General features: G+C 42.9%; 18 protein-coding genes, 1 pseudogene and 1 riboswitch. Of the genes and pseudogenes, 16 read left to right on the top strand and 3 right to left on the bottom strand.

The genetic code is table 11. The features are described from left to right. The first annotated feature begins 131 nt into the window (after positions 1–131). The 10 genes from yycF to P8596_RS23605 all read left to right on the top strand — a co-directional run bounded on the left by yycF (position 132) and on the right by P8596_RS23605 (position 10610). Positions 132–839 (top strand): response regulator YycF, encoded by a 708-nt coding sequence (gene yycF / locus P8596_RS23650; protein ID WP_034764811.1) that lies wholly within the window; start codon positions 132–134, stop codon positions 837–839. Between the two features lie 6 nt (positions 840–845). Next, complete coding sequence (gene walK, locus P8596_RS23645; protein WP_279725446.1) at positions 846–2672, top strand: cell wall metabolism sensor histidine kinase WalK; 1827 nt, start codon at positions 846–848, stop codon at positions 2670–2672. Then, entirely contained in the window at positions 2669–4006 is a 1338-nt protein-coding gene (locus P8596_RS23640) for a YycH family regulatory protein (RefSeq protein WP_279725445.1), read from the top strand. Before walK ends, P8596_RS23640 begins: the two co-directional genes overlap by 4 nt. Position 4007: 1 nt before the next feature. Then, on the top strand, positions 4008–4811 hold the full coding sequence (locus P8596_RS23635) for a two-component system regulatory protein YycI (RefSeq protein ID WP_279725443.1): 804 nt from the start codon (positions 4008–4010) through the stop codon (positions 4809–4811). A gap of 5 nt (positions 4812–4816) precedes the next feature. Continuing rightward, positions 4817–5611, top strand: a complete 795-nt coding sequence (locus P8596_RS23630) for an MBL fold metallo-hydrolase (RefSeq protein ID WP_034764817.1) — start codon at positions 4817–4819, stop codon at positions 5609–5611. Positions 5612–5811: 200 nt separating this feature from the next. Then, positions 5812–7056, top strand: a complete 1245-nt coding sequence (locus tag P8596_RS23625) for a S1C family serine protease (protein ID WP_279725441.1) — start codon at positions 5812–5814, stop codon at positions 7054–7056. Between the two features lie 110 nt (positions 7057–7166). Beyond that, on the top strand, positions 7167–7325 hold the full coding sequence (locus P8596_RS23620; RefSeq protein WP_079532410.1) for a CxxH/CxxC protein: 159 nt from the start codon (positions 7167–7169) through the stop codon (positions 7323–7325). A gap of 94 nt (positions 7326–7419) precedes the next feature. Continuing rightward, positions 7420–7899: a 23S rRNA (pseudouridine(1915)-N(3))-methyltransferase RlmH gene (rlmH, locus tag P8596_RS23615; protein WP_279725440.1), complete on the top strand. Its 480-nt coding sequence runs from the start codon at positions 7420–7422 to the stop codon at positions 7897–7899. Positions 7900–8018: 119 nt separating this feature from the next. Next, positions 8019–8099, top strand: a riboswitch (glycine riboswitch). Between the two features lie 138 nt (positions 8100–8237). Next, entirely contained in the window at positions 8238–9578 is a 1341-nt protein-coding gene (locus P8596_RS23610) for an amino acid permease (protein WP_279725439.1), read from the top strand. 51 nt (positions 9579–9629) lie between these two features. Continuing rightward, entirely contained in the window at positions 9630–10610 is a 981-nt protein-coding gene (locus tag P8596_RS23605) for a Gfo/Idh/MocA family protein (protein WP_279725437.1), read from the top strand. Positions 10611–10866: 256 nt separating this feature from the next. Here P8596_RS23605 and P8596_RS23600 read toward each other — a convergent pair whose 3' ends face one another. Next, entirely contained in the window at positions 10867–12051 is a 1185-nt protein-coding gene (locus tag P8596_RS23600; RefSeq protein ID WP_279725436.1) for an MFS transporter, read from the bottom strand. An 81-nt stretch (positions 12052–12132) separates the two neighbouring features. On the opposite strand from P8596_RS23600, the gene yeiL reads away from it, so the two are divergent. Further along, a complete protein-coding gene (gene yeiL, locus P8596_RS23595) occupies positions 12133–12804 on the top strand; it encodes a transcriptional regulator YeiL (RefSeq protein ID WP_279725434.1) in 672 nt (223 codons plus the stop codon). Between the two features lie 637 nt (positions 12805–13441). Beyond that, on the top strand, positions 13442–13984 hold the full coding sequence (locus P8596_RS23590; protein WP_279725433.1) for a hypothetical protein: 543 nt from the start codon (positions 13442–13444) through the stop codon (positions 13982–13984). A 46-nt stretch (positions 13985–14030) separates the two neighbouring features. Here P8596_RS23590 and P8596_RS23585 read toward each other — a convergent pair whose 3' ends face one another. Next, positions 14031–15026 carry a tRNA dihydrouridine synthase gene (locus P8596_RS23585; RefSeq protein ID WP_279725432.1) on the bottom strand — a complete coding sequence of 332 codons (996 nt, stop codon included), beginning with the start codon at positions 15024–15026 and terminating at the stop codon, positions 14031–14033. 332 nt (positions 15027–15358) lie between these two features. On the opposite strand from P8596_RS23585, the pseudogene yiaA reads away from it, so the two are divergent. Together yiaA and P8596_RS23575 are read left to right on the top strand one after the other, a co-directional pair. Next, a pseudogene (gene yiaA, locus P8596_RS23580) lies at positions 15359–15828 on the top strand (inner membrane protein YiaA). Between the two features lie 185 nt (positions 15829–16013). Then, on the top strand, positions 16014–17315 hold the full coding sequence (locus P8596_RS23575) for an FAD-binding oxidoreductase (RefSeq protein ID WP_279727056.1): 1302 nt from the start codon (positions 16014–16016) through the stop codon (positions 17313–17315). A gap of 244 nt (positions 17316–17559) precedes the next feature. Here the strand turns inward: P8596_RS23575 and P8596_RS23570 are convergent, their stop codons facing one another. Then, positions 17560–18735, bottom strand: a complete 1176-nt coding sequence (locus P8596_RS23570) for an MFS transporter (protein ID WP_279725431.1) — start codon at positions 18733–18735, stop codon at positions 17560–17562. Positions 18736–19149: 414 nt separating this feature from the next. Between P8596_RS23570 and P8596_RS23565 the strand changes: the two genes are divergently transcribed. Continuing rightward, on the top strand, positions 19150–19500 hold the full coding sequence (locus P8596_RS23565) for a YwqH-like family protein (RefSeq protein ID WP_279725428.1): 351 nt from the start codon (positions 19150–19152) through the stop codon (positions 19498–19500). A gap of 22 nt (positions 19501–19522) precedes the next feature. Further along, positions 19523–19801 (top strand): YwqI/YxiC family protein, encoded by a 279-nt coding sequence (locus tag P8596_RS23560; protein ID WP_224522456.1) that lies wholly within the window; start codon positions 19523–19525, stop codon positions 19799–19801. Positions 19802–19812: the final 11 nt, after the last annotated feature.

The raw sequence follows: 19812 nt of genomic DNA, 5'->3' as shown, positions 1-19812 counted from the left end.
CATTGAAATAAAGGGTATGATAGAGTTAAAGATGAATTAATATGGAGAAAGTGATAAATTTAAAGGAAGAATCCTATACTAATCACAACTTTATATGATCCATTACTTTTTTCTAAAGGAGATCAATTGATATGGAAAAGAAGATATTAGTCGTTGACGATGAGAAACCAATTGCAGATATATTACAGTTTAATTTAAAGAAAGAGGGCTATGAGGTCCACTGCGCGTATGACGGTGATGAAGCCGTCAAAATGGCTGAGGAAATCAAGCCGGATCTTGTCCTTCTTGATATCATGCTTCCGAACCGTGATGGAATGGAAGTGTGCCGTGAAATCAGGAAGAAGTATGAAATGCCGATCATCATGCTGACAGCGAAAGACTCTGAAATCGATAAAGTATTGGGACTGGAGCTTGGGGCGGATGATTATGTGACCAAACCGTTCAGTACACGTGAATTGATTGCCAGGGTGAAAGCCAACCTGCGACGCCACCAGCACGGGGCGCAGCAAGCTGTCGAGGATGAGAACAATGAAATCACCGTCGGATCCTTAACGATCCATCCGGATGCCTACGTTGTTTCAAAACGGGGAGATACAATCGAATTGACGCACCGTGAGTTCGAACTCCTTCATTACTTGGCGAAACATATCGGACAGGTCATGACCCGTGAGCATCTACTTCAAACAGTGTGGGGTTATGATTACTACGGGGATGTACGTACAGTCGATGTTACTGTCAGACGTCTTCGCGAGAAAATTGAAGATAACCCAAGTCACCCTACCTGGATCGTAACACGTAGAGGAGTAGGTTATTACTTACGAAATCCTGAACAGGAGTAATATGTAATGAAGAAAGTTGGCTTAACCCGTTCGATTCATTTGAAATTTGTTCTGATCTACGTTCTGCTCATCCTTCTCGCCATGCAAATCATCGGGGTTTATTTTGTGCGGGAATTGGAGCAGAAGCTGGTGGAGAACTTTAAAACCTCTATTACCAATAGAGTGAACTTATTAGAATATACCGTCAAAGAAGCCATGTTAAAAAAAAGGACCGAGGACGATCCCACCCTTCAGGAGGATATATACAGGATATTGGATGATAGCAGTAAAACATCCGATATAGCTGAAATCAGGGTCATCAATAGCCGAGCCAGGATTGAGGGGACCTCTGATCCCAATAATCAAGGTCTGGTCGGTCAGATCAGTGCGGAAAAAGAGGTTAAAAAAGCCCTTGCACTCGGATTTGGTGACGACGATATCTACCTTGATGATAAGACAAAGGACCGGATATGGGTATACACCAAACCGATTGAGTCGAACAACGAAGTCATCGGGACCATCTATATCGCCGGGGAAATCGAAACGGTCTATGATCAAATGAGTGAAATCAATAAGATCTTCACGAATGGAACCATTATTGCACTAGCGATAACGGCTGTTTTGGGTGTCCTTTTGGCCCAAACCGTTACCAGGCCCATATCGGATATGAGGAAGCAGGCCTTAGCCATGGCAAAAGGTAACTTCTCGAGGAAGGTAAAGGTCTACGGATACGATGAAATCGGTCAGTTGGCCATTACGTTTAATAATCTGACGAAGCGTCTTCAAGAAGCCCAGGCAACGACTGAGGGGGAGAGAAGGAAGCTTTCTTCAGTGTTGTCTTATATGACGGATGGGGTCATTGCGACAGATCGAAAAGGTCGGGTCATTCTCATTAATGAGCCTGCTGCTGATATGCTGGATGTTTCACGTGAAACAGTCGTTTCTCAACCGATCGTTTCGTTGTTGGGACTGGATGAGGAGTATACATTCGATGACTTATCGAATGAGCAGGACTCTATCATTTTGGATTACAGTACAAAGGATAAACCGTATATATTACGCGCGAACTTCTCTATTATCCAAAAAGAGACGGGCTTCGTAAATGGCCTTATAGCAGTCTTGCATGATATTACAGAACAAGAGAAGATAGATTTAGAGAGACGGGAATTTGTCGCCAACGTGTCCCACGAGCTCAGGACTCCTTTGACGACGATGAGGAGCTATCTGGAGGCACTGGCAGAAGGAGCATGGGAGGATAGGGAAATAGCCCCTCAATTTCTTGACGTGACCCAGAACGAGACTGAGCGGATGATCCGTCTCGTAAATGACCTCCTTCAGTTATCAAAAATGGATAGCAAAGACTATCGTTTTAATAAAGATTGGGTGGACTTCATCCTGTTTTTCCATAAAATCATTGATCGATTTGAAATGACGAAAGATATAAATGTTACCTTTAACCGCTTCTTGCCGGATAAAGCGATGTTTGTAGAAATCGATCAGGATAAGATCACTCAAGTGTTGGATAATATCATTTCCAACGCATTAAAGTATTCACCAGAAGGCGGCACCATTACCTTTACGGTGAAAGAAAAGGATGGATTCATCGAGATCAGCGTATCCGATCAGGGGTTAGGGATTCCGAAAGATAATCTGGAGAAGATTTTTGAACGTTTCTATCGTGTAGATAAAGCCCGTACGAGACAAATGGGCGGTACTGGATTAGGTCTTGCCATTGCGAAAGAAATGATATCAGCACACGGTGGCGATGTGTGGGCGAAGAGTAAAGAAGGCAAAGGGACGACAATCGTATTTACCCTCCCATATGATTCCACACAAGAGGATGATTGGTCATGAATTATGAAAAAATAAAATCGATAGTCTTAACCGTACTTGTTTGCATAAGTGTCTTCCTTACCTTTAACCTTTGGACCTATTCACCAGGTTACGATACGATCAACAGTGATGGTGCTTATGATGTTTCAGTCGGGGAAAAGCTTAAGGATAACGAGTTGAATACCCACCTTATTAGACCTTACAAGCTCTTTTATCATGGAAGAAACAAGACAGTCGGTACTACAAACCAGACCGAAATGAATAAAGTGACCGAACAGTTGGGAAAGTGGTCCCTGTTTGAAATTAAAAATGTATCAAACGAGTATAGTTTTCAAGAAATCAATACTCTTATTCAGGGTGAAGATAAGTTTGAACTGGTGTTTCCCGACATCGTCCCCTTATCTGTCTTCAGTCAAGGTTTGAATTTGGAGGACAAAAATGTTTCCACGGCTTCGTTTAATCGAATTATCATTGATTTGCACAACGCAAATGGTGATTCCGGCTCCATTTTCTTTATTACAGTAAGTGACGATAAAGAGGAGAAGGCTGTGTATGAATGTCAAGTGAGCCTTGCCAGCCTCGACTCGTTTAAACGGAATTTCGTGCAAAGAGCATTATATAACAGCGCTTATCGTCAATATGTGGAACAACCGATAAATGAAAAGAAAACCATTTTTCTACCCAAAGATGCCGAGGACTATGTCAGTTATTATTACTACACGGAATTAAGTTCCCTTGAAGAATATAAACAGGCGCTATTCAGTGATCCCAATAGTGTAAATATGGGTTCAGTCGATGATCTTGTGACGTTTATGGACGTTTCCTCCATATTGACGGTGGATAAGAATCACAATACCTTCTCGTTCGTTAATCCTTCTGAGGATAAGGATGATGGCTCCTCACCTGCCATGCTCGTACAAAAGAGCATGGAGTTCGTCAATGATCATGGTGGTTGGACGGATGATTATCAGCTCTTTTCCATCAGCCCTTATGAAAATAAAATCGTTTATCGCCTTTTTCTGCAAAACCACCCTGTCTTCAACGATAACGGGATGGCTGAAGTCTCCCAAACATGGGGTCAGAACGGTATCAATAAATACAGTCGGCCTTACTTTAAACTAGATTTCTCGTTTAAAGATACGGCTGAAGTCCTGTTACCATCAGGTTCTTCCGTCATCTATGCTTTGAATCAAGTGGATTCGATCGACCTTGATTATGTAGAGGATATTGCCGTTGGGTATAAAATGACCAGAGACCCCAATGAAAGCAGAAAACTGAATTTCGAACCCTCCTGGTATTATAAATACGATGGTAATTGGTTGAGATTATCCGTCGATGACAAGGAGGGACTATAAAATGGATTGGAGTAAAACGAAAAGCATTTTCATCATTGTTTTTCTCGTATTAGATATCTTTTTGATGTCCCTTTTTATAAATAAAGTCTCAGAAAGCAACCCGGAAACACTTAGTCAGGCTACTTTTGAGGAAAAATTAAAGGCGGACAAAATTAAATATCCAAAAACGTTATCCCAGGATCCAACGGAAGAAAAATATATACAGGCTAAATCAAAGAAATTTAAGGATGAAGATATCAGTCTCTTAAAGGACCAAGACGTTACCGTTATTAACGAAAGTACGATTCATTCAACGTTAGATGAACCTGTTTCATTAGATAAGGATTTTTCACCGGATGATTTAAATGATTTCATGGAGAACGAGGTCATTGATGGCGATAAGTACAGCTTCTGGGATTACAACACGGAAGAACAGACGATCACGTATTATCAGACGTATCGGGGAAGGCAGTTATTCAATAATACAAATGGAAAGATCGTCCTTACCGTCAATAATGATAATAAAATTGTATCGTATAAACAGTCCATGCTTGAGGATCTGAGTGAGTTTGGGGAAGATAAATCCATCATTCCTTCCTTTGTAGCATTGCAGGGCCTTTATACGAATCAAAAAATCAGTCCGGATAGTGTGGTTCATAAACCGAAATTGGGGTATTGGACGTTCCTGTCCGAGGAATCCCAGGTCCTTGCACCAACCTGGCACTTTGTCGTGGAATCAGGGGACAAAGAAGAAGATTTATTTATCAATGCCGTAGAAGGACAGATTGTAGAGGTCACCAAACCGGAAAAAGAAACATTGGAGTGAGAGATATGACGATGCATTTTAGTGTACTTGCAAGCGGCAGTACGGGAAATGCGATATTTGTTGAATCGGAGGAGCATTCCTTTCTTGTCGATGCCGGATTGAGCGGCAAGCAGATGGAAGGATTGTTCAGTCAGATCGACCGGAAGATTGAAGATTTGTCGGGGATTCTGGTCACCCATGAGCATAGTGATCACATTAAGGGGATCGGTGTATTGGCGAGGAAGTACAAGCTGCCGATCTATGCGAATGATAAGACGTGGAACGCCATGGACGGTCTTGTGGGGAAGATTGATACAGAGCAGAAGTTTTCTTTTGATATGGAAACAGCTAAGCATTTCGGGGGCTTAAGCATCGAGTCATTCGGTGTATCACATGATGCTGCAGAACCGATGTTTTATATTTTCCATCATGGGGAGAAGAAGCTTGTTCTTGTCACTGATACGGGCTATGTCAGCGATCGGATGAAAGGGATCATTTCAAATGCCGATGCCTATGTATTTGAAAGCAATCATGATGTAGGGATGCTCAGGATGTGCCGTTATCCTTGGAATATCAAACGCCGGATCCTGAGTGATTACGGTCATGTATCCAACGAAGACGCGGCCATTGCCATGAGTGAAGTGATGGGTGATAACACCAAGGGTATTTACCTGGCTCATTTAAGCCTTGATAACAATATGAAAGATCTCGCAAGAATGAGTGTCACCCAAACACTCGAATCAAAGGGAATCCTGGTAGGAGAACAAATCGATCTATTTGATACGGACCCTAAAGTACCAACGCCCTTAGTTGCGATTTAAATCGATTCAAATGTTTATGATTTCTCTTATAAAGGTATGAAAAAGGTGAGGGCTTCTGTCTTCGCCTTTTTTGTTTACATAAATAGTAACCTAATAAATTTCTTACCATCTTTTCATCATTTTTTAATTTAATCTGACTATAATCGGGCTTGTAAAGATAAAATAACAAAAGGAATAGCTGTTAGAAAGGATGAAGACGCATGGGATATTATGATGGTGATCATAATTCTGAAGGCAGGACTGGCAGGCAAAAGGGAAATCGGGGAGGAATGTTCCTGGCGGGGCTATTGGGAGTAATCCTTGGGGCGATCCTCGTAATCGTAGCCATTCCTCAACTGACAAACTTTGATATATTACCTTATTCGGTCCAACCGGATCAAGATTTGAAAGAAACGGATCAGACGTATCATAATGGAACCACCAAGAATGTGTCAGTCAATGTGACGACGGATGTGACGAAAGCCGTTGAAAAGACCGGGGACTCCGTGGTCGGAATCACGAATATCCAATCCCAAAGCTTCTGGGGTCAGGGTGGTGGGCAGACCCAGGACCAACAGGCAGGAACGGGATCAGGGGTCATGTATAAAAAAGAAGGAAAAACGGTCTATATCGTGACGAATAATCACGTTGTGGAAGGGGCTGACCAATTGGAGGTCACCCTCGCAGACGGTACAAAGGTTCCTGCTAAACTCCGTGGTACTGACGTTTGGACAGACCTTGCCGTCATAGAAATCGAGGGAAGCAAGATCAAGGATGACGATATTGCCGAGTTTGGAAATTCGGATGAGCTCAAAGCGGGTGAGCCTGTCATCGCCATTGGGAACCCCCTTGGACTTCAATTCTCAGGTTCCGTGACGCAGGGTGTCGTTTCAGGTGTGGAGAGAACGATTCCTGTCGACATCAATCAGGACGGGATGGAGGATTGGAACGCAGAGGTTCTGCAAACCGATGCAGCCATCAACCCTGGTAACAGCGGTGGAGCCCTTATCAATATTTCAGGTCAGCTGGTCGGCATCAACTCCATGAAGATCGCCCAGGAAGCGGTGGAAGGAATCGGACTTGCCATCCCGATTAATTCTGCTCGACCTATCATTGAAGACCTTGAGCAATACGGAGAAGTGAAGCGTCCTGCAATGGGTGTGACACTGGAAGATGTCAATCAGATTTCTGCCTATCACCAGCAGGAAACCTTGAAGCTGCCGAAGGATATCCATTATGGTGTGATGATCAGACAAACCGTTCCGAATTCACCTGCTGCGCAGGCAGGACTACAAGAGCTTGATGTCATCACCGAGCTAGACGGTGAGAAGGTCCAGAATGTAATTGACTTGAGGAAGCATCTATATAATAAAAAAGAAGTGAACGATCAAATGAAAGTCACCTTCTACAGAGATGGTAAAAAGAAAGAAGTCACGATGAAACTGACGGATGAATCCCGATTATAGAATGTGGATAAAGTGAAAAGCAGGAAGGCAATGCGCCCTTTCCTGCTTTTTCTTTACATGATATGATGATTGTGGATAAGTATATAAACTACATTTAGGGAGGAAAAGACATGATTTACTGCTGCTTGGAGCATGTAGAATTGGCCATGGATATTGTCGTCGATGAGCATGAGGTGGCGCCTCAACTAACGGAGCTTTCTGAAGACAAAAAGTTATCCACAACCTGTGAATATTGTGGGAATAACGCCGTATATATAGTGGCGAACTAATATTCCCATACCATATAAAGACAGGTATTGTGGATATGTGGATAATTTCTGTGGATAACGTGTTTGTAAATTGTTTGTAAAGCGAGTGTGGATAGTGAACATCTCAATAGTAACGGTTGGAAAGCTGAAAGAAAAATATTTAAAACAGGGCATCGGCGAATATGTGAAGCGTCTCGGTGCGTACGCAAAAATCGAAATTGTAGAGTTGGCAGACGAAAAGGCACCAGAAGTATTGAGTGACTCCGAAATGGAGCAGGTGAAGAATAAAGAAGGTGAACGGATCTTAGCGAAGATCTCACACGATCATCATGTCATTGCCCTTGCCATTCAAGGGAAAATGCGTTCTTCAGAAGACCTCGCCGATAACTTGGATAAGCTTGCAACCTACGGTAAAAGTAAAGTGGCGTTTGTGATCGGGGGATCATTGGGTTTGAGTGATGACGTAATCAAGAGATCCAATGAGACGCTTTCGTTTTCGAAGATGACCTTTCCGCATCAGCTGATGAGGTTGATATTGGTGGAGCAGATTTATCGGGCGTTTCGGATTAATCGGGGGGAACCGTATCATAAATAATCCCTTCTGTTGACAAAATCCACAACACCCCTTAAAATTATCAACTATTCGACAGTGAAACGTTAAGCGAAAAATATAATTAATAGAAAGCTATGATTGCTATGGATCATCCCATGGCAGGAGCAGCTTCTGGAGAGACCGCGGGAGATCCGCGGCGCCGAAGGGTTCATTATCTCAGGCAAAAGGACAGAAGAGTATCGGATATGTATTTGGCGTGCAGGTAATATTTATTATTAGCATGATAAATTGTATTTGTTATTCTTATGACCACGAGATTGGAGCCCTTCCAATCTCTTTTTTTTATGCTTATTTATACTGGTTGTAAGGAGGAGTTAAGGTTGGAACAACGAGAATTAAAGAGGGATCTATCAAACAGGCACGTTCAACTGATCGCCATCGGGGGGACGATTGGTACGGGACTATTTTTAGGTTCCGGTAAGGCGATACAGCTTGCAGGTCCCTCTATCATCTTGGCATATTTGATTGTGGGTATTGCCCTGTTTTTTGTGATGAGGGCGCTTGGGGAGTTGTTGTTATCGAAAGCAGGGTTTCAATCGCTGACAGACATTGCAGAAGAGTATCTTGGTCCCCGGTTCTCCTTTGTTACAGGTTGGACGTATTGGTTTTGCTGGATCATGACGGCGATGGCCGATGTGATCGCTGTTGGTGTTTATGTGAAATATTGGTTTGATATCCCGCAATGGGTCCCTGCCCTCATCTGTGTCATCATATTGTTGGGACTGAACCTATTAACGGTCAAGCTGTTTGGGGAATTGGAATTTTGGTTTGCTTTAATCAAGGTCATCACCATCCTTGGATTAATTGCCCTTGGCGTCGTTTTGCTAGTGATGGGGCTCCAGACAGAAGCGGGGGCTGTTACGGTTCAAAACCTCTGGGAGCATGGCGGATTTTTTCCAAACGGAATATCAGGTTTCTTACTCTCATTCCAAATGGTCATCTTTGCCTATGTCGGTGTGGAATTAGTCGCAGTGTCGGCAGCGGAAACGTCCAATCCGAAGAAAAATATCCCGTCTGCCATCAATAAAATCCCTTTGAGAATCTTATTTTTCTATGTGGGAGCTCTTACCGTCCTCTTGTTCATTAATCCATGGATGGAACTGAATGCGGCAGAAAGTCCGTTTGTGAAAACCTTTAGCCTGGTCGGGATTCCTTTGGCGGCAGGGGTCATTAATTTTGTCGTTTTGACGTCAGCTGCTTCCGCTTGTAACAGCGGAATGTTTTCTACCAGCCGGATTCTGTATCATTTAAGTAAAGATCATCAGGCACCACCTCATTTTTCCAAACTAAATCAAAACCATGTACCGGGTAACGGGTTATTCCTATCCACACTGGTCATATCGGTCGGTGCTTTGTTAAGTAAGCTTATACCGGAACAGGCCTTTGGTATCGTGACCACGATAAGTGCCATTTGCTTTATTTGGGTCTGGGGTATCATTCTGATCTGTCATATTAAGTATAAAAAAACCCGTCCGCACTTACACGAGAAATCTACATTTAAAGCACCGTTCACTCCTTTGATAAATTACGCAGTGCTCACGATGTTTGCAGCTATTCTTGTGATTATGCTGTTTTCTGAGGCGACACGGACGGCCTTACTGTTGACTCCTATATGGTTCATCCTCTTATTTATTTTGTATGGGATGAGGAGAAAAAGGTAGCACTCATTGTTACAATGGAAGTATAACGAAACCACAAGGGGGAACCAGACCATGATAGACAAAAAAGTCCGCTGGGGAATCATCGGTTGCGGAGATGTGACGGAAAAGAAAAGCGGACCTGCTTTTCAAAAGGTACGAAACTCAGAGCTTGTTGCAGTCATGAGGAGAACGGGTGAACTGGCGAAGGATTACTCCGAAAGACATGGAGTAGCGAAATGGTACGACGAGGCCGATGCCCTGATAAACGATCCTGATGTGGATGCAGTTTATATTGCTACTCCGCCAGGCTCCCATAAGGAATACACGCTGATGGCAGCGGCTGCGGGGAAACCCGTTTATGTCGAGAAGCGGATGGCCCGCAACTTTGAGGAATGCAATGAGATGGTGGCTGCTTGTAAAGAGGCTGGAGTTCCTTTGTATGTAGCATACTACCGCCGGGCTCAGGAACGCTTTTTGAAGATAAAAGAATTGCTTGATCAAAACGCAATCGGAGACGTCCGTTTTGTCACCTCGACCCAGTATCAAAAAGCAGGGGAAGACGTGAAAGCTTCAGATCAATTACCTTGGCGTGTTCAGCCTGAAATAGCGGGAGGTGGGTTGTTCTTCGATTTGGCGAGCCATACTCTTGATATACTTGATTTTCTCCTCGGACCCATTCAAGAAGCAAAAGGGTTTGCTTCCAATCAAGGGGGATTTTACGGGGCGGAAGATATTGTGAGCGGTACATATCGCTTCACATCTGGCATTCAAGGCATCGGAACATGGTGTTTCACGGCTTTTGAAGAGGTAGATATGAATGAAATTGTCGGCAGTAAGGGGAAAATCAGTTTTTCTACATTTGGAGATGACCCCGTCATCTTGACGACCCATGAAGGGCAGCAGAAATGGAGTTTCGAACGTCCCAAGCATGTCCACCAGCCGCTTATAACGACGATTGTGAAAGAGTTAACCGAGGGCGGCAATTGGTGTCCGAGCACTGGAGAATCGGGTGCGAGGACCAACCGCGTGATGGATAAGATCGTCGGAAAGTGAAAAATGATAAGAAATGTGGTAGGGAAATAATGAAGACTCGTAAAATACAGGAATTAAAGTGTCAGAAGTAGAGTTTGGCCCAAAAGGTAATAAATGAATTAGAAAGTTTTTGGGACGAAGAAATAAAGGATTCCAAGTTAACATGGTAGTTGAACAAAGTGAATGGAGACCTTTAGTGACAGCGGAGCAATTCTCTTCATTAAAAAAGAGAAGAAGTTTATCCTCAAGTGGGACAAACTTCTTCTTTTTTACGGATTTATTTACGCGCTTCAGCAGTCACCAACACTTCCTTTTGCGCTTCCAGTTTCCTATACCCAAGGGAAATGAACATCGCCGGCAGGCTGCACGCCAGCATTCCGATGAAGGCGTATCTTGGTTCGATTTCATATAAGAATCCTCCGAATATCGTAAACACTGCCGTGCTCCAGCTGAGTGCAAAGGCTGAATACATACCTTGAGCCTTTGGAATGTGTGTATGAGGAATGTTTGTTGTTAAGTATTTCATAAAAGCATAATGCCCCATCGCAAACGAAAATGCATGCAGCGTCTGGGCAATGCAAAATACCACAACATTTGGGAATGTGTACACCAATATCCATCGCAGCGAAGAACCGGCTGCAGCCAGCGCCAATAAGGTTCCTGGTGAGAACTGATTAAACCGCTTATCAGCCATTGAGAAAAAGATGATCTCTGCAATGACGGCGATATTAATGATGACACCGATGAGATAGATCGGTGCATGAATTTCCTGTAAAAAGATGTAGCCATAGTTGTAGTAAGCAGCGTGGGCTGCTTGAAGAAGCACCACAATAATAAGGACGACCAGGAAGTGCTTCGTCTTGAATAATTCAAAGATATTGACCTTCAGGGATTGATTAACTTGCGGTTTCTTCGATAAAATTTCCGGTCCATTTGTGAAGCTGAGAGCGACAAAGCAGCTGATTCCGAGCAGTAATGCCCAAAAAATAACGTCATCCCCAAACATCCCTGTAAAGACCGTTAATAGTACTCCTACCGAGACAAAACCGATCGATCCCCACTGACGGCTTTTCCCATAGTGCTTCAATTGCTTACTTTGTACAAGAACACCGGCAACGCTGTCTAAAGCCGGCATAAGGGTCGGGTAAAAGATGTGTAGTACAACGGTTACGATTAGTAAAGCAGTGAACGAGTCAGCCGGGATATAACAGAGGAGCGCGGCCAGTGTACCCATTCCAGCTATGTTCAGGAGTACCTTATTACTGACTCTTTCCAATAAATAAGGAAAAGCAAACAATGTAGAAAGACCTCTTGCAACTAAGCCGATACTCATGATTAAACTCGCTTCTGAAACGGTAATGCCTTTTGTTTGTATCATCCATCCTGACCAATAAGGCAGAAAAATCCCCCATGTAAGAAAAAAACTGAAAAAATGTGTGCTCATCCAACGTTGTGTATTCATTTGTATCCTCCTTATCAATCGCATGATATCATGAGAATAAAGAAGAATAATATGAGATATCTCACATTTTCGAGGTGGAAGATGGAAATTTATAAAGGTGAGAAAAAGCAGCTATATCTAGAAAAGCACTCAATCGCACACCGATTTTCTTTTCAAATTGAAGGATATCTTGAAGTTCGTGAATATAAGCGGGATGAATGGATCATTCAAGAAGGAAAGCGGCCGGATTATTTATTTTATGTGACAGAAGGAAAAGCAAAAATATACGTCACGCATCAAAATGGGAAAGTATCGCTCATCAACTTTATCAATGCCCATGATTATATCGGTGAGATGGAATTACTGAACGATGTGTACTATACAAAAGGAATTCAGGCATCCACAAAAACAGTTTGTTTGGCTCTGCCTTTTTCCAAGTACCGCACCAAACTGCTTGAAGATACCAAATTCCTTCGAGAGTTAACAAAGTTTTTGAGTCTGAAAGCAACGTTAATGGCAGCCAAGTATTCACAGAGCCTTGCTTTTCCATTGGAAAACAGGCTTGCAGACTTTATTTTACAGACGTCCGATAAAGGAGTTTACCTGGAGAAGCACGTCATCGTTTGTGATTATTTAGGTGTTTCTTACCGCCACCTGCTCCATGTCCTAACTCAGTTTTGTGAGAAGGGATATTTGCAAAAGGAAGGCAGGAAATATTCTATAGTAAATCAGCATGCTTTGAATGAGCTTGCAGAAGCGATAAAGAATAGATAAAAGTTCATGACTAAGTGCTTCAATACTTGGTAGTGGTATGAATAACCTTGGAGTATAGGAAAAGTTCTTTAGGTTCGGGGATTTTCTTAACAAACCGTGTATAATCACCATTTTATGTGAAACCTATTTATATCTAAATAAAGATGGTGACTATTATGTTTCCGGTATGGCTTTTTCTGATTTTAGCAATAGGATCCTTTGTCTCTTTCTACTTTTTGATGAAGAAAATGAATGTCGTTAACGTCTTAGGAAGTTATTTTTTGTCCAATATCCTTCTTACGAATACAGGAGTAATCATAAACTTAAATTTAAAGTTAACATATCAGGATCCATACAGTGAATTGATTTTTTGGACACAAAAGATTCCTGAGTTATCGCTCAAGCCCGCATTACTTTTATGGTTGATTTATGTTCTGTTTTCTAACAGGACCATTTTTTCTAAACTCATTCATTTTGTCCTCTTCTTATCTGCACTTGTTTCAATAGAAGTCTATTTCGTCCAGATTAACTACTTGGAATGGATAAATTGGAATGTGTTTTATTCCTATTTGAGATATAGTCTGATTGTTTTATTAATGGCTGTTTTCTCCTTTTATTTAGAAAAAGGTATGCAGAGAAACAAAGAGGTGAATTCGATATGATTTTTCCTCTCCCTCGTGAATTTGATGAAAATGAGCTGTTTATTATCTTTTCCACGATCATTACTTGGGCATTTATGTTTATGCTGCCAAGACGCTTGTCGGCTGTTACAATCACGATCATTTGGACGTTTAATGTATTTCTTGCACTGACGGCCGATATTACACTTACTGTGAAACCATATGAACTTTACTTTACGATCGATCATAAAACCCATGAGTTATTTGATGTGGTATTGCACTTTATCACGTACCCCACTCTTCCCTATTTTGTAGTGAACTCTTATCAGCATTACACACCTAAAGGGTTGAAATTTTTATTTTTTGTTGTTTTGTGGGGAGGTGTAGCGATCGCTTTAGAGTGGACCTCCGTGCAATTCAACGTTTTCACCTATACCGGATGGAAAGTGTACCTATCCTTTCTGGTTTATTTGATTGTGTTTGCCGCTTCCATTTGGCTTTCGGACTTTGTTGAAAAGAGATATCCTTCTAAGTGGAATTCGAATTCTCTGAATATGAAAAAAGGGTCAGCCTCCCAGTAAGTGAACGCTCACTGGAGGCTGACCTCTTTTTGAAATTCAAATGGATTTACTTAGACACCGAAAATCCCTCATCTTCCTTCAATACACTTGCATACTCATCAAGCAGTGCACGAACTTCATCCGTGGTTTCTGTCTCCATCAGGCGATTTCTGAGCTCGCTTGCGCCACGGAATCCGCGTACGTAAATTTTGAAGAAGCGGCGGAGCGGTTTAAACGGGCGGGGCTCAAGTTCGTCGTTATACTGATCATGAAGATCCAGCTGCAGACGCAGTAGATCGAGAAGCTCTCCACTCGTATGGTCTTTCTTCTCCTTTTCGAACGCGAACGGATTGTGGAAAATCCCCCGTCCGATCATGATGCCGTCTACACCGTATTTCTCCGCAAGTTCAAGTCCCTTCTCTCGGTCAGGGATGTCGCCGTTGATCGTCAATAAGGTGTGAGGGGCGATTTCATCGCGAAGCTTCTTGATTTCAGGAATCAGCTCCCAGTGGGCATCCACGTCACTCATTTCCTTTTTCGTACGAAGGTGGATGGAAAGATTGACAATGTTCTGTTCCAGTAAGTGCTTCAACCAGTCGTGCCACTCATCGACCTTGGTATAACCTAAACGGGTTTTTACGCTGACGGGAAGTCCTCCCGCTTTGGCTGCCTGGATGATTTCCGCTGCGACATCCGGTCGGCGGATCAGGCCTGAGCCTTTTCCATTCGCTGCAACATTGTGCACCGGACACCCCATATTGATGTCGATTCCGCGAAAGCCCATTTTAGCCACACCAATACTCGTTTGACGGAAGTATTCAGGCTTATCACCCCAGATGTGTGCGACCATCGGCTGTTCGTCTTCCGTGAATGTCAGACGCCCGCGTACGCTGTCCTTTCCTTTCGGATGACAGTAGCTTTCTGTATTCGTAAACTCTGTAAAAAACACGTCAGGTCTCGCCGCTTCACTCACCACATGACGAAAAACGACATCGGTCACGGCTTCCATTGGTGCCAAAACAAAAAATGGCTTAGGCAACTCATGCCAGAAATTTTCTTTCATACTCTATTTAAACCCTTTCCTTTAGGGAAGCAAGTTCCCAAAATTAAAAAGTAAGATGCTTTACTGTTATCCATTCCCGGTTGGGGTGGATTCCAACCAGTATATACTTTAATGGTATTGGACGAAAAGTGCAAGGGAGCGCGTCGTCTTGTTAGGAGGGAAATACTTATTATTGAAGAAAAATGAACCAAATCTTGAATAGATTAATAAGGTGATCAGTACTTTGAATATGGAAGAATTTATTTCATAGTACTGAACAAAATCTGTAAAAAATTGCTATAATTGTTTACAGAAGCAGTGTATCGACCTGCGACAGTAAAGGGGAGCGGCCAATGTCTGAGTTGAATGAAAATCCGTTAATGAAAAGCGATGAAAAGAAACCGAAGATTAAGGTGGAAAGAAAAGAAGGGGAACCAACTTCCGCATTTAAAGGGGCAAGTTGGGCAGCTCTTGTGATTGGGGTTTTTGCTTATTTATCGGCTTGTTCAATGCCGGAATGGAACTCAATGAGAAGGGGTATTACTTTGCAGTATTGGTATTCGGACTCTATGCAGCTGTATCCCTGCAAAAAGCGGTAAGGGACAAGGAAGAGGATATCCCTGTTTCGGGCATCTATTATGGGCTCAGCTGGTTTGCCGTCATTGTAGCCGTATCGTTGATGACCATCGGACTTTATAACGCCGGAAGTATCATCTTAAGTGAAAAGGGATTTTATGGAATGTCGTTTGTTCTTAGTCTGTTTGCGGCCATTACCATTCAAAAAAATATCAGGGACACACAGGTGGCAAGAGAAAGAGATTAATGATGGGGGTGGTACTGATTACAGTACTGCCCTTTTTCGTTAAAACGTTCCTGCCAAGCCCACTCATCTCATCGTCAATACGAATACTTTAGTAACAAGACGATTAATCAGTATCTATAGAGGTGAGAAATGTGTACCAAGATCCAGGGTTTTTAAAAGGTCTTACAGGCGAAGTGGTGACGGTGATGGATCCGGTTTATGACGAAGCCCGACAGGAATGGAATCGAGCCATCAATAAGTTTCCGTTGGTGATTGTGTATTGTGAAAGAAAGAAGGATGTGGTGAATGCCATCTGTTGGGCAAGAAAGCATCATGTCAGTATCCGTATACGGTCAGGCGGGCATCATTATGAAGGGTATTCTACCGGTGATTTGGTGTTGGTCATTGATATCAGTCGTTTGAATGAGCTGAAATTGGACAAGCAACGGAACATGTTGAAAATAGAAGCGGGAGCAAAGAATACAGAAGCATATGATCTGATAGGATCCAATGGCTATGTTTTCGCGGGGGGGACTTGTCCGACGGTTGGTGTGTCGGGATTTACACTCGGTGGTGGCTGGGGATTTTCGAGCAGGCTTTACGGATTGGGATGTGACAGTCTGATCGAGTTGGAGCTGGTCGACTACCAGGGAAGGCTTATCAGGGCAAACAAATATTGCAACTCCGATCTGTTCTGGGCATGCCGTGGTGCCGGCGGAGGGAATTTCGGGGTCATTGTCAGTATGACCTTCCAACTTCCGGAACCGACGGATTGTCCTGTCACGCTAGTGAGGTTCTATTATGTGGGCACCACCAGGGAAAAGCAGGCACAAGTGATGAACGTTTGGCAGAACTGGTTACCTGGACTTGATAAACGGATGACAATTGTGGCCAGTTTCTATAACGCTGAAGGTGAAGGACTGGGTATCTTTGCGACAGGATTTTTCTATGGCTCATCTGCACGTGCCAGGGAGATTTTACAGCCTTTTGCAGAGGTTGAAGGATTCCGGGTAGAGCTTGAGACCTCCTCATTCCTTGAAGCGGTGAAAAAAGTGGAAGAGACGTATCCTCCATCTGAAAAATTCAAGTCGACGGGCAGATTTGTTCAAAGGCGTTATTCCCCTTCTGAGCTTAAGAATATCGCAGATCTGATACAGGTGCCGGCAGGCGGTTCCGTGTATGCGGCAGTTTCCTTTTATGCAATGGGCGGGGAAATCATGTGTGTCGGTAAAAGAGAAACGGCCTTCTTCTACAGGGATGCAAGATATATCATGGGTATCCAGTCGGTATGGACAGAAGATTCTGCTGCGGAAGAAAACCGGGAATGGGTCAGAGGCCGCTTTGAATATATTAAAAGCATCACAGAAGGGTCCTATGTGAATTTTCCAATCAGCAAACTTAGGAATTATGAATGTGAGTACTTTGGGGAGAATGCGAAAAGATTGGATAAGGTGAATAAGAAATATGATCCGTATAATGTGTTCAAGTTCCCTCAGGGGTTGAGATAAAGAGTGGCTGTTTGGCTGCTGAATAAAGAAAATTCGACATGCCGGCACGATTTTTCTAAGCTTCGCATGATTAGTTGAAATCTCGCATCAAAAACGTTTAAACCTCACGATAATAGAAATCTCCGAACGATACAGCTTATTTCTCGCATAATTCTTTCCGTAAAAGTCTTCCATAATAAAAGAAGTATCCAAGAACAATCAAACGTTCCGGATACTTCTTTTATTAACGTTATGCAGTTGTGACCTACTTCTGATCCAACCGATAACTCAAGAAAGTCAGCAGACTCGCACAAATCGCAACCACTCCGCCGACGAGTGTCACATTCATCAACGGTCCCTGGTGATAGACAAGGCCTCCGAGTGCGGATCCCATGGCGATGCCGACATTGCTCGCAACCGGCATAAGGGAAGCGGCGAGGCCAGTCGCTTTCGGTTGATACACGCCGGCAAGGTCGATCAAGTAAAGCTGGGTCGAGGTGGTAAGGAGGATGGCCATCAAGGACATCAATCCGATGTTAATCAATCCAACGATAAAATGATCGGTCGTAAAGTACAGGGCAAACAGGACAAATGCCTGGATAAGAAACACGAATCGGAGGCGTCCGATGGCATTGTGACTGGCGATCTTCCCTGCAAGGATGTTGCTGAAGATCGAGATGAACCCGTAAGCGAACAGGATCAAGCTTATGGAGCTGCCTGGTGCTCCCATCTTGTTCAGAATCGGGACAAGATACGTAAATACTGCATAGGTCGCACCGAAGCCAAGGGATGGAATGAAGAAAGCCATCAGGATCCTTGGATGAGTCAATAAGGAGAACTGATCCCGCATGGAACTGCGGTATTGACTGAGCTTACTCGGTAAATTCAAGAATGATGCCAAGAAGGCAACGACACCTAGCAACGTCGTTAATAGGAACGTAGCATGCCAGCTGTACCATTCGGCAATAACGGTACCGATGGGAACACCGATGACGTTTGCAAGGGTGAACCCGCCGAACACGAATGAGATGGCGACGCCTCTTTTTGTGACGGGAATGGCCTCACTGGCAATCGTCATAGCAAGTGAAATCAACACTCCTGTCACAATCGCTGTCAGCATCCGAAGACCCATAAGCATGACGTAGCTTGTGGAAATCACGCACAAAGCATTCAAAACGATGAATGACCCTATCAAACACAACACCCATTTCCTCTTTGGAAAATGACTAGTTGCCGACATGACAATGGGCGTGGCAATGGCAAAGGTAATCGCAAACGCTGAAACGAGCGTGCCTGCCTTTGCATTGGTTATATGAAGACTTGAAGAAATCTCCGTTAAAATCCCGACGATGACAAATTCGCTTGTCCCGAGAACAAATGTAAGTAACGTAAGGGTAAAAATAAGAAACCAATGTTGTTTAGATAATACCGTTTCTTTCATAAGTACCTCTTTTCTAAGTGGAATATCCATATGGGATAGAGTGGGCAAACAATTTAACCATCATACCATAAAACATTTTTTTGCAGGAAGCCTTAATTAAAAAAAGAAAACAAACAGATCAGGACTATAAAAAAAGTCCCTCCCCTACATTGATAAGTTTCATAATTTGGAAATTATTTTCTTGGAAAGAGGTTTCATTTTACAGAAAATGTGCTACTTAACAAGTAGTTCATATTGTTCATTGTTCAATGAAATACGAAATAAACAACGAAAATAGGTAATATGGATCAGTTGGTCCTACCTTAAAAATAAACAGATTCTATCATTCTGACACAATTTCATCCGTGTTATAGTTAAAAAGATTGGAAAAATTTTATAAATGGCATTATTAAAAATTAAGTGAGGTGAAGGTTCTTGTCTTTGTATTATTACTATGGGTTGTTGAGGGAGAAGCGTGAGCACCTTCAAAGGCTTCAGGAATGTCAAAGCAGACTTCGAGCCAACAAACATGAATTTTCAAGCTATCGCGAATCCATTACAAACCCTGAATTATCTGCATTCACCTGGCAAGGTACGCTTGCGAATAAATTTGATGAAATAAGACTTGAGGGCATGCTTCATTACTTTACAGATATTGAAAATAACCAGTTCAGTGAAGTGTTTTCTTTGCTGAGCAGCAAGATGCAAACCATAAGCAGTGAAATCCAGGCGATAGAACAGACGATCCACAGGTTGGAATCTGAAGCTGAAACACTAGCTGAGTAGAAAATCACGGGAGGTAGCTTGTATGAGCAATGAAATCAGAGTAGTACAAGGAGAAATAGAACATCATCTTTCCAAAATGAAATCCTCTGCAGAATCTCTTCAACCAGATGTGCCTCAAAACATTGGTCAGGAAAATCGCCTGGAAGTGGTAACAAAATTGAACGAGTTGAATCAAAGCTTGGAACTGATGCTCCAGAGTTATAAAGAACTACTTATCAGAAATGAAGAATTGACACGACAGGCGGTCCAGGATATGTCGGATGCGGATAAGGAACTGTCGTCACATATCAAAGCCAGGTAAGGAGAGAAATC

Source organism: Rossellomorea sp. DA94, from assembly GCF_029834455.1.
In the GTDB taxonomy this organism is placed as follows: Bacteria; Bacillota; Bacilli; order Bacillales; family Bacillaceae_B; genus Rossellomorea; species Rossellomorea vietnamensis.
This window is presented reverse-complemented; position numbering and strand designations above follow the sequence as displayed.

What these genes read in the sequence shown, in the direction of transcription:
- yycF (WP_034764811.1), top strand. Translation starts at nt 132, where the DNA reads ATGGAAAAGAAGATATTAGTCGTTGACGATGAGAAACCAATTGCAGAT.
- walK (WP_279725446.1), top strand. Translation starts at nt 846, where the DNA reads ATGAAGAAAGTTGGCTTAACCCGTTCGATTCATTTGAAATTTGTTCTG.
- P8596_RS23640 (WP_279725445.1), top strand. Translation starts at nt 2,669, where the DNA reads ATGAATTATGAAAAAATAAAATCGATAGTCTTAACCGTACTTGTTTGC.
- P8596_RS23635 (WP_279725443.1), top strand. Translation starts at nt 4,008, where the DNA reads ATGGATTGGAGTAAAACGAAAAGCATTTTCATCATTGTTTTTCTCGTA.
- P8596_RS23630 (WP_034764817.1), top strand. Translation starts at nt 4,817, where the DNA reads ATGACGATGCATTTTAGTGTACTTGCAAGCGGCAGTACGGGAAATGCG.
- P8596_RS23625 (WP_279725441.1), top strand. Translation starts at nt 5,812, where the DNA reads ATGGGATATTATGATGGTGATCATAATTCTGAAGGCAGGACTGGCAGG.
- P8596_RS23620 (WP_079532410.1), top strand. Translation starts at nt 7,167, where the DNA reads ATGATTTACTGCTGCTTGGAGCATGTAGAATTGGCCATGGATATTGTC.
- P8596_RS23605 (WP_279725437.1), top strand. Translation starts at nt 9,630, where the DNA reads ATGATAGACAAAAAAGTCCGCTGGGGAATCATCGGTTGCGGAGATGTG.
- P8596_RS23600 (WP_279725436.1), bottom strand. Translation starts at nt 12,051, where the DNA reads ATGAATACACAACGTTGGATGAGCACACATTTTTTCAGTTTTTTTCTT.
- yeiL (WP_279725434.1), top strand. Translation starts at nt 12,133, where the DNA reads ATGGAAATTTATAAAGGTGAGAAAAAGCAGCTATATCTAGAAAAGCAC.
- P8596_RS23590 (WP_279725433.1), top strand. Translation starts at nt 13,442, where the DNA reads ATGATTTTTCCTCTCCCTCGTGAATTTGATGAAAATGAGCTGTTTATT.
- P8596_RS23585 (WP_279725432.1), bottom strand. Translation starts at nt 15,026, where the DNA reads ATGAAAGAAAATTTCTGGCATGAGTTGCCTAAGCCATTTTTTGTTTTG.
- P8596_RS23575 (WP_279727056.1), top strand. Translation starts at nt 16,014, where the DNA reads ATGGATCCGGTTTATGACGAAGCCCGACAGGAATGGAATCGAGCCATC.
- P8596_RS23570 (WP_279725431.1), bottom strand. Translation starts at nt 18,735, where the DNA reads ATGAAAGAAACGGTATTATCTAAACAACATTGGTTTCTTATTTTTACC.
- P8596_RS23560 (WP_224522456.1), top strand. Translation starts at nt 19,523, where the DNA reads ATGAGCAATGAAATCAGAGTAGTACAAGGAGAAATAGAACATCATCTT.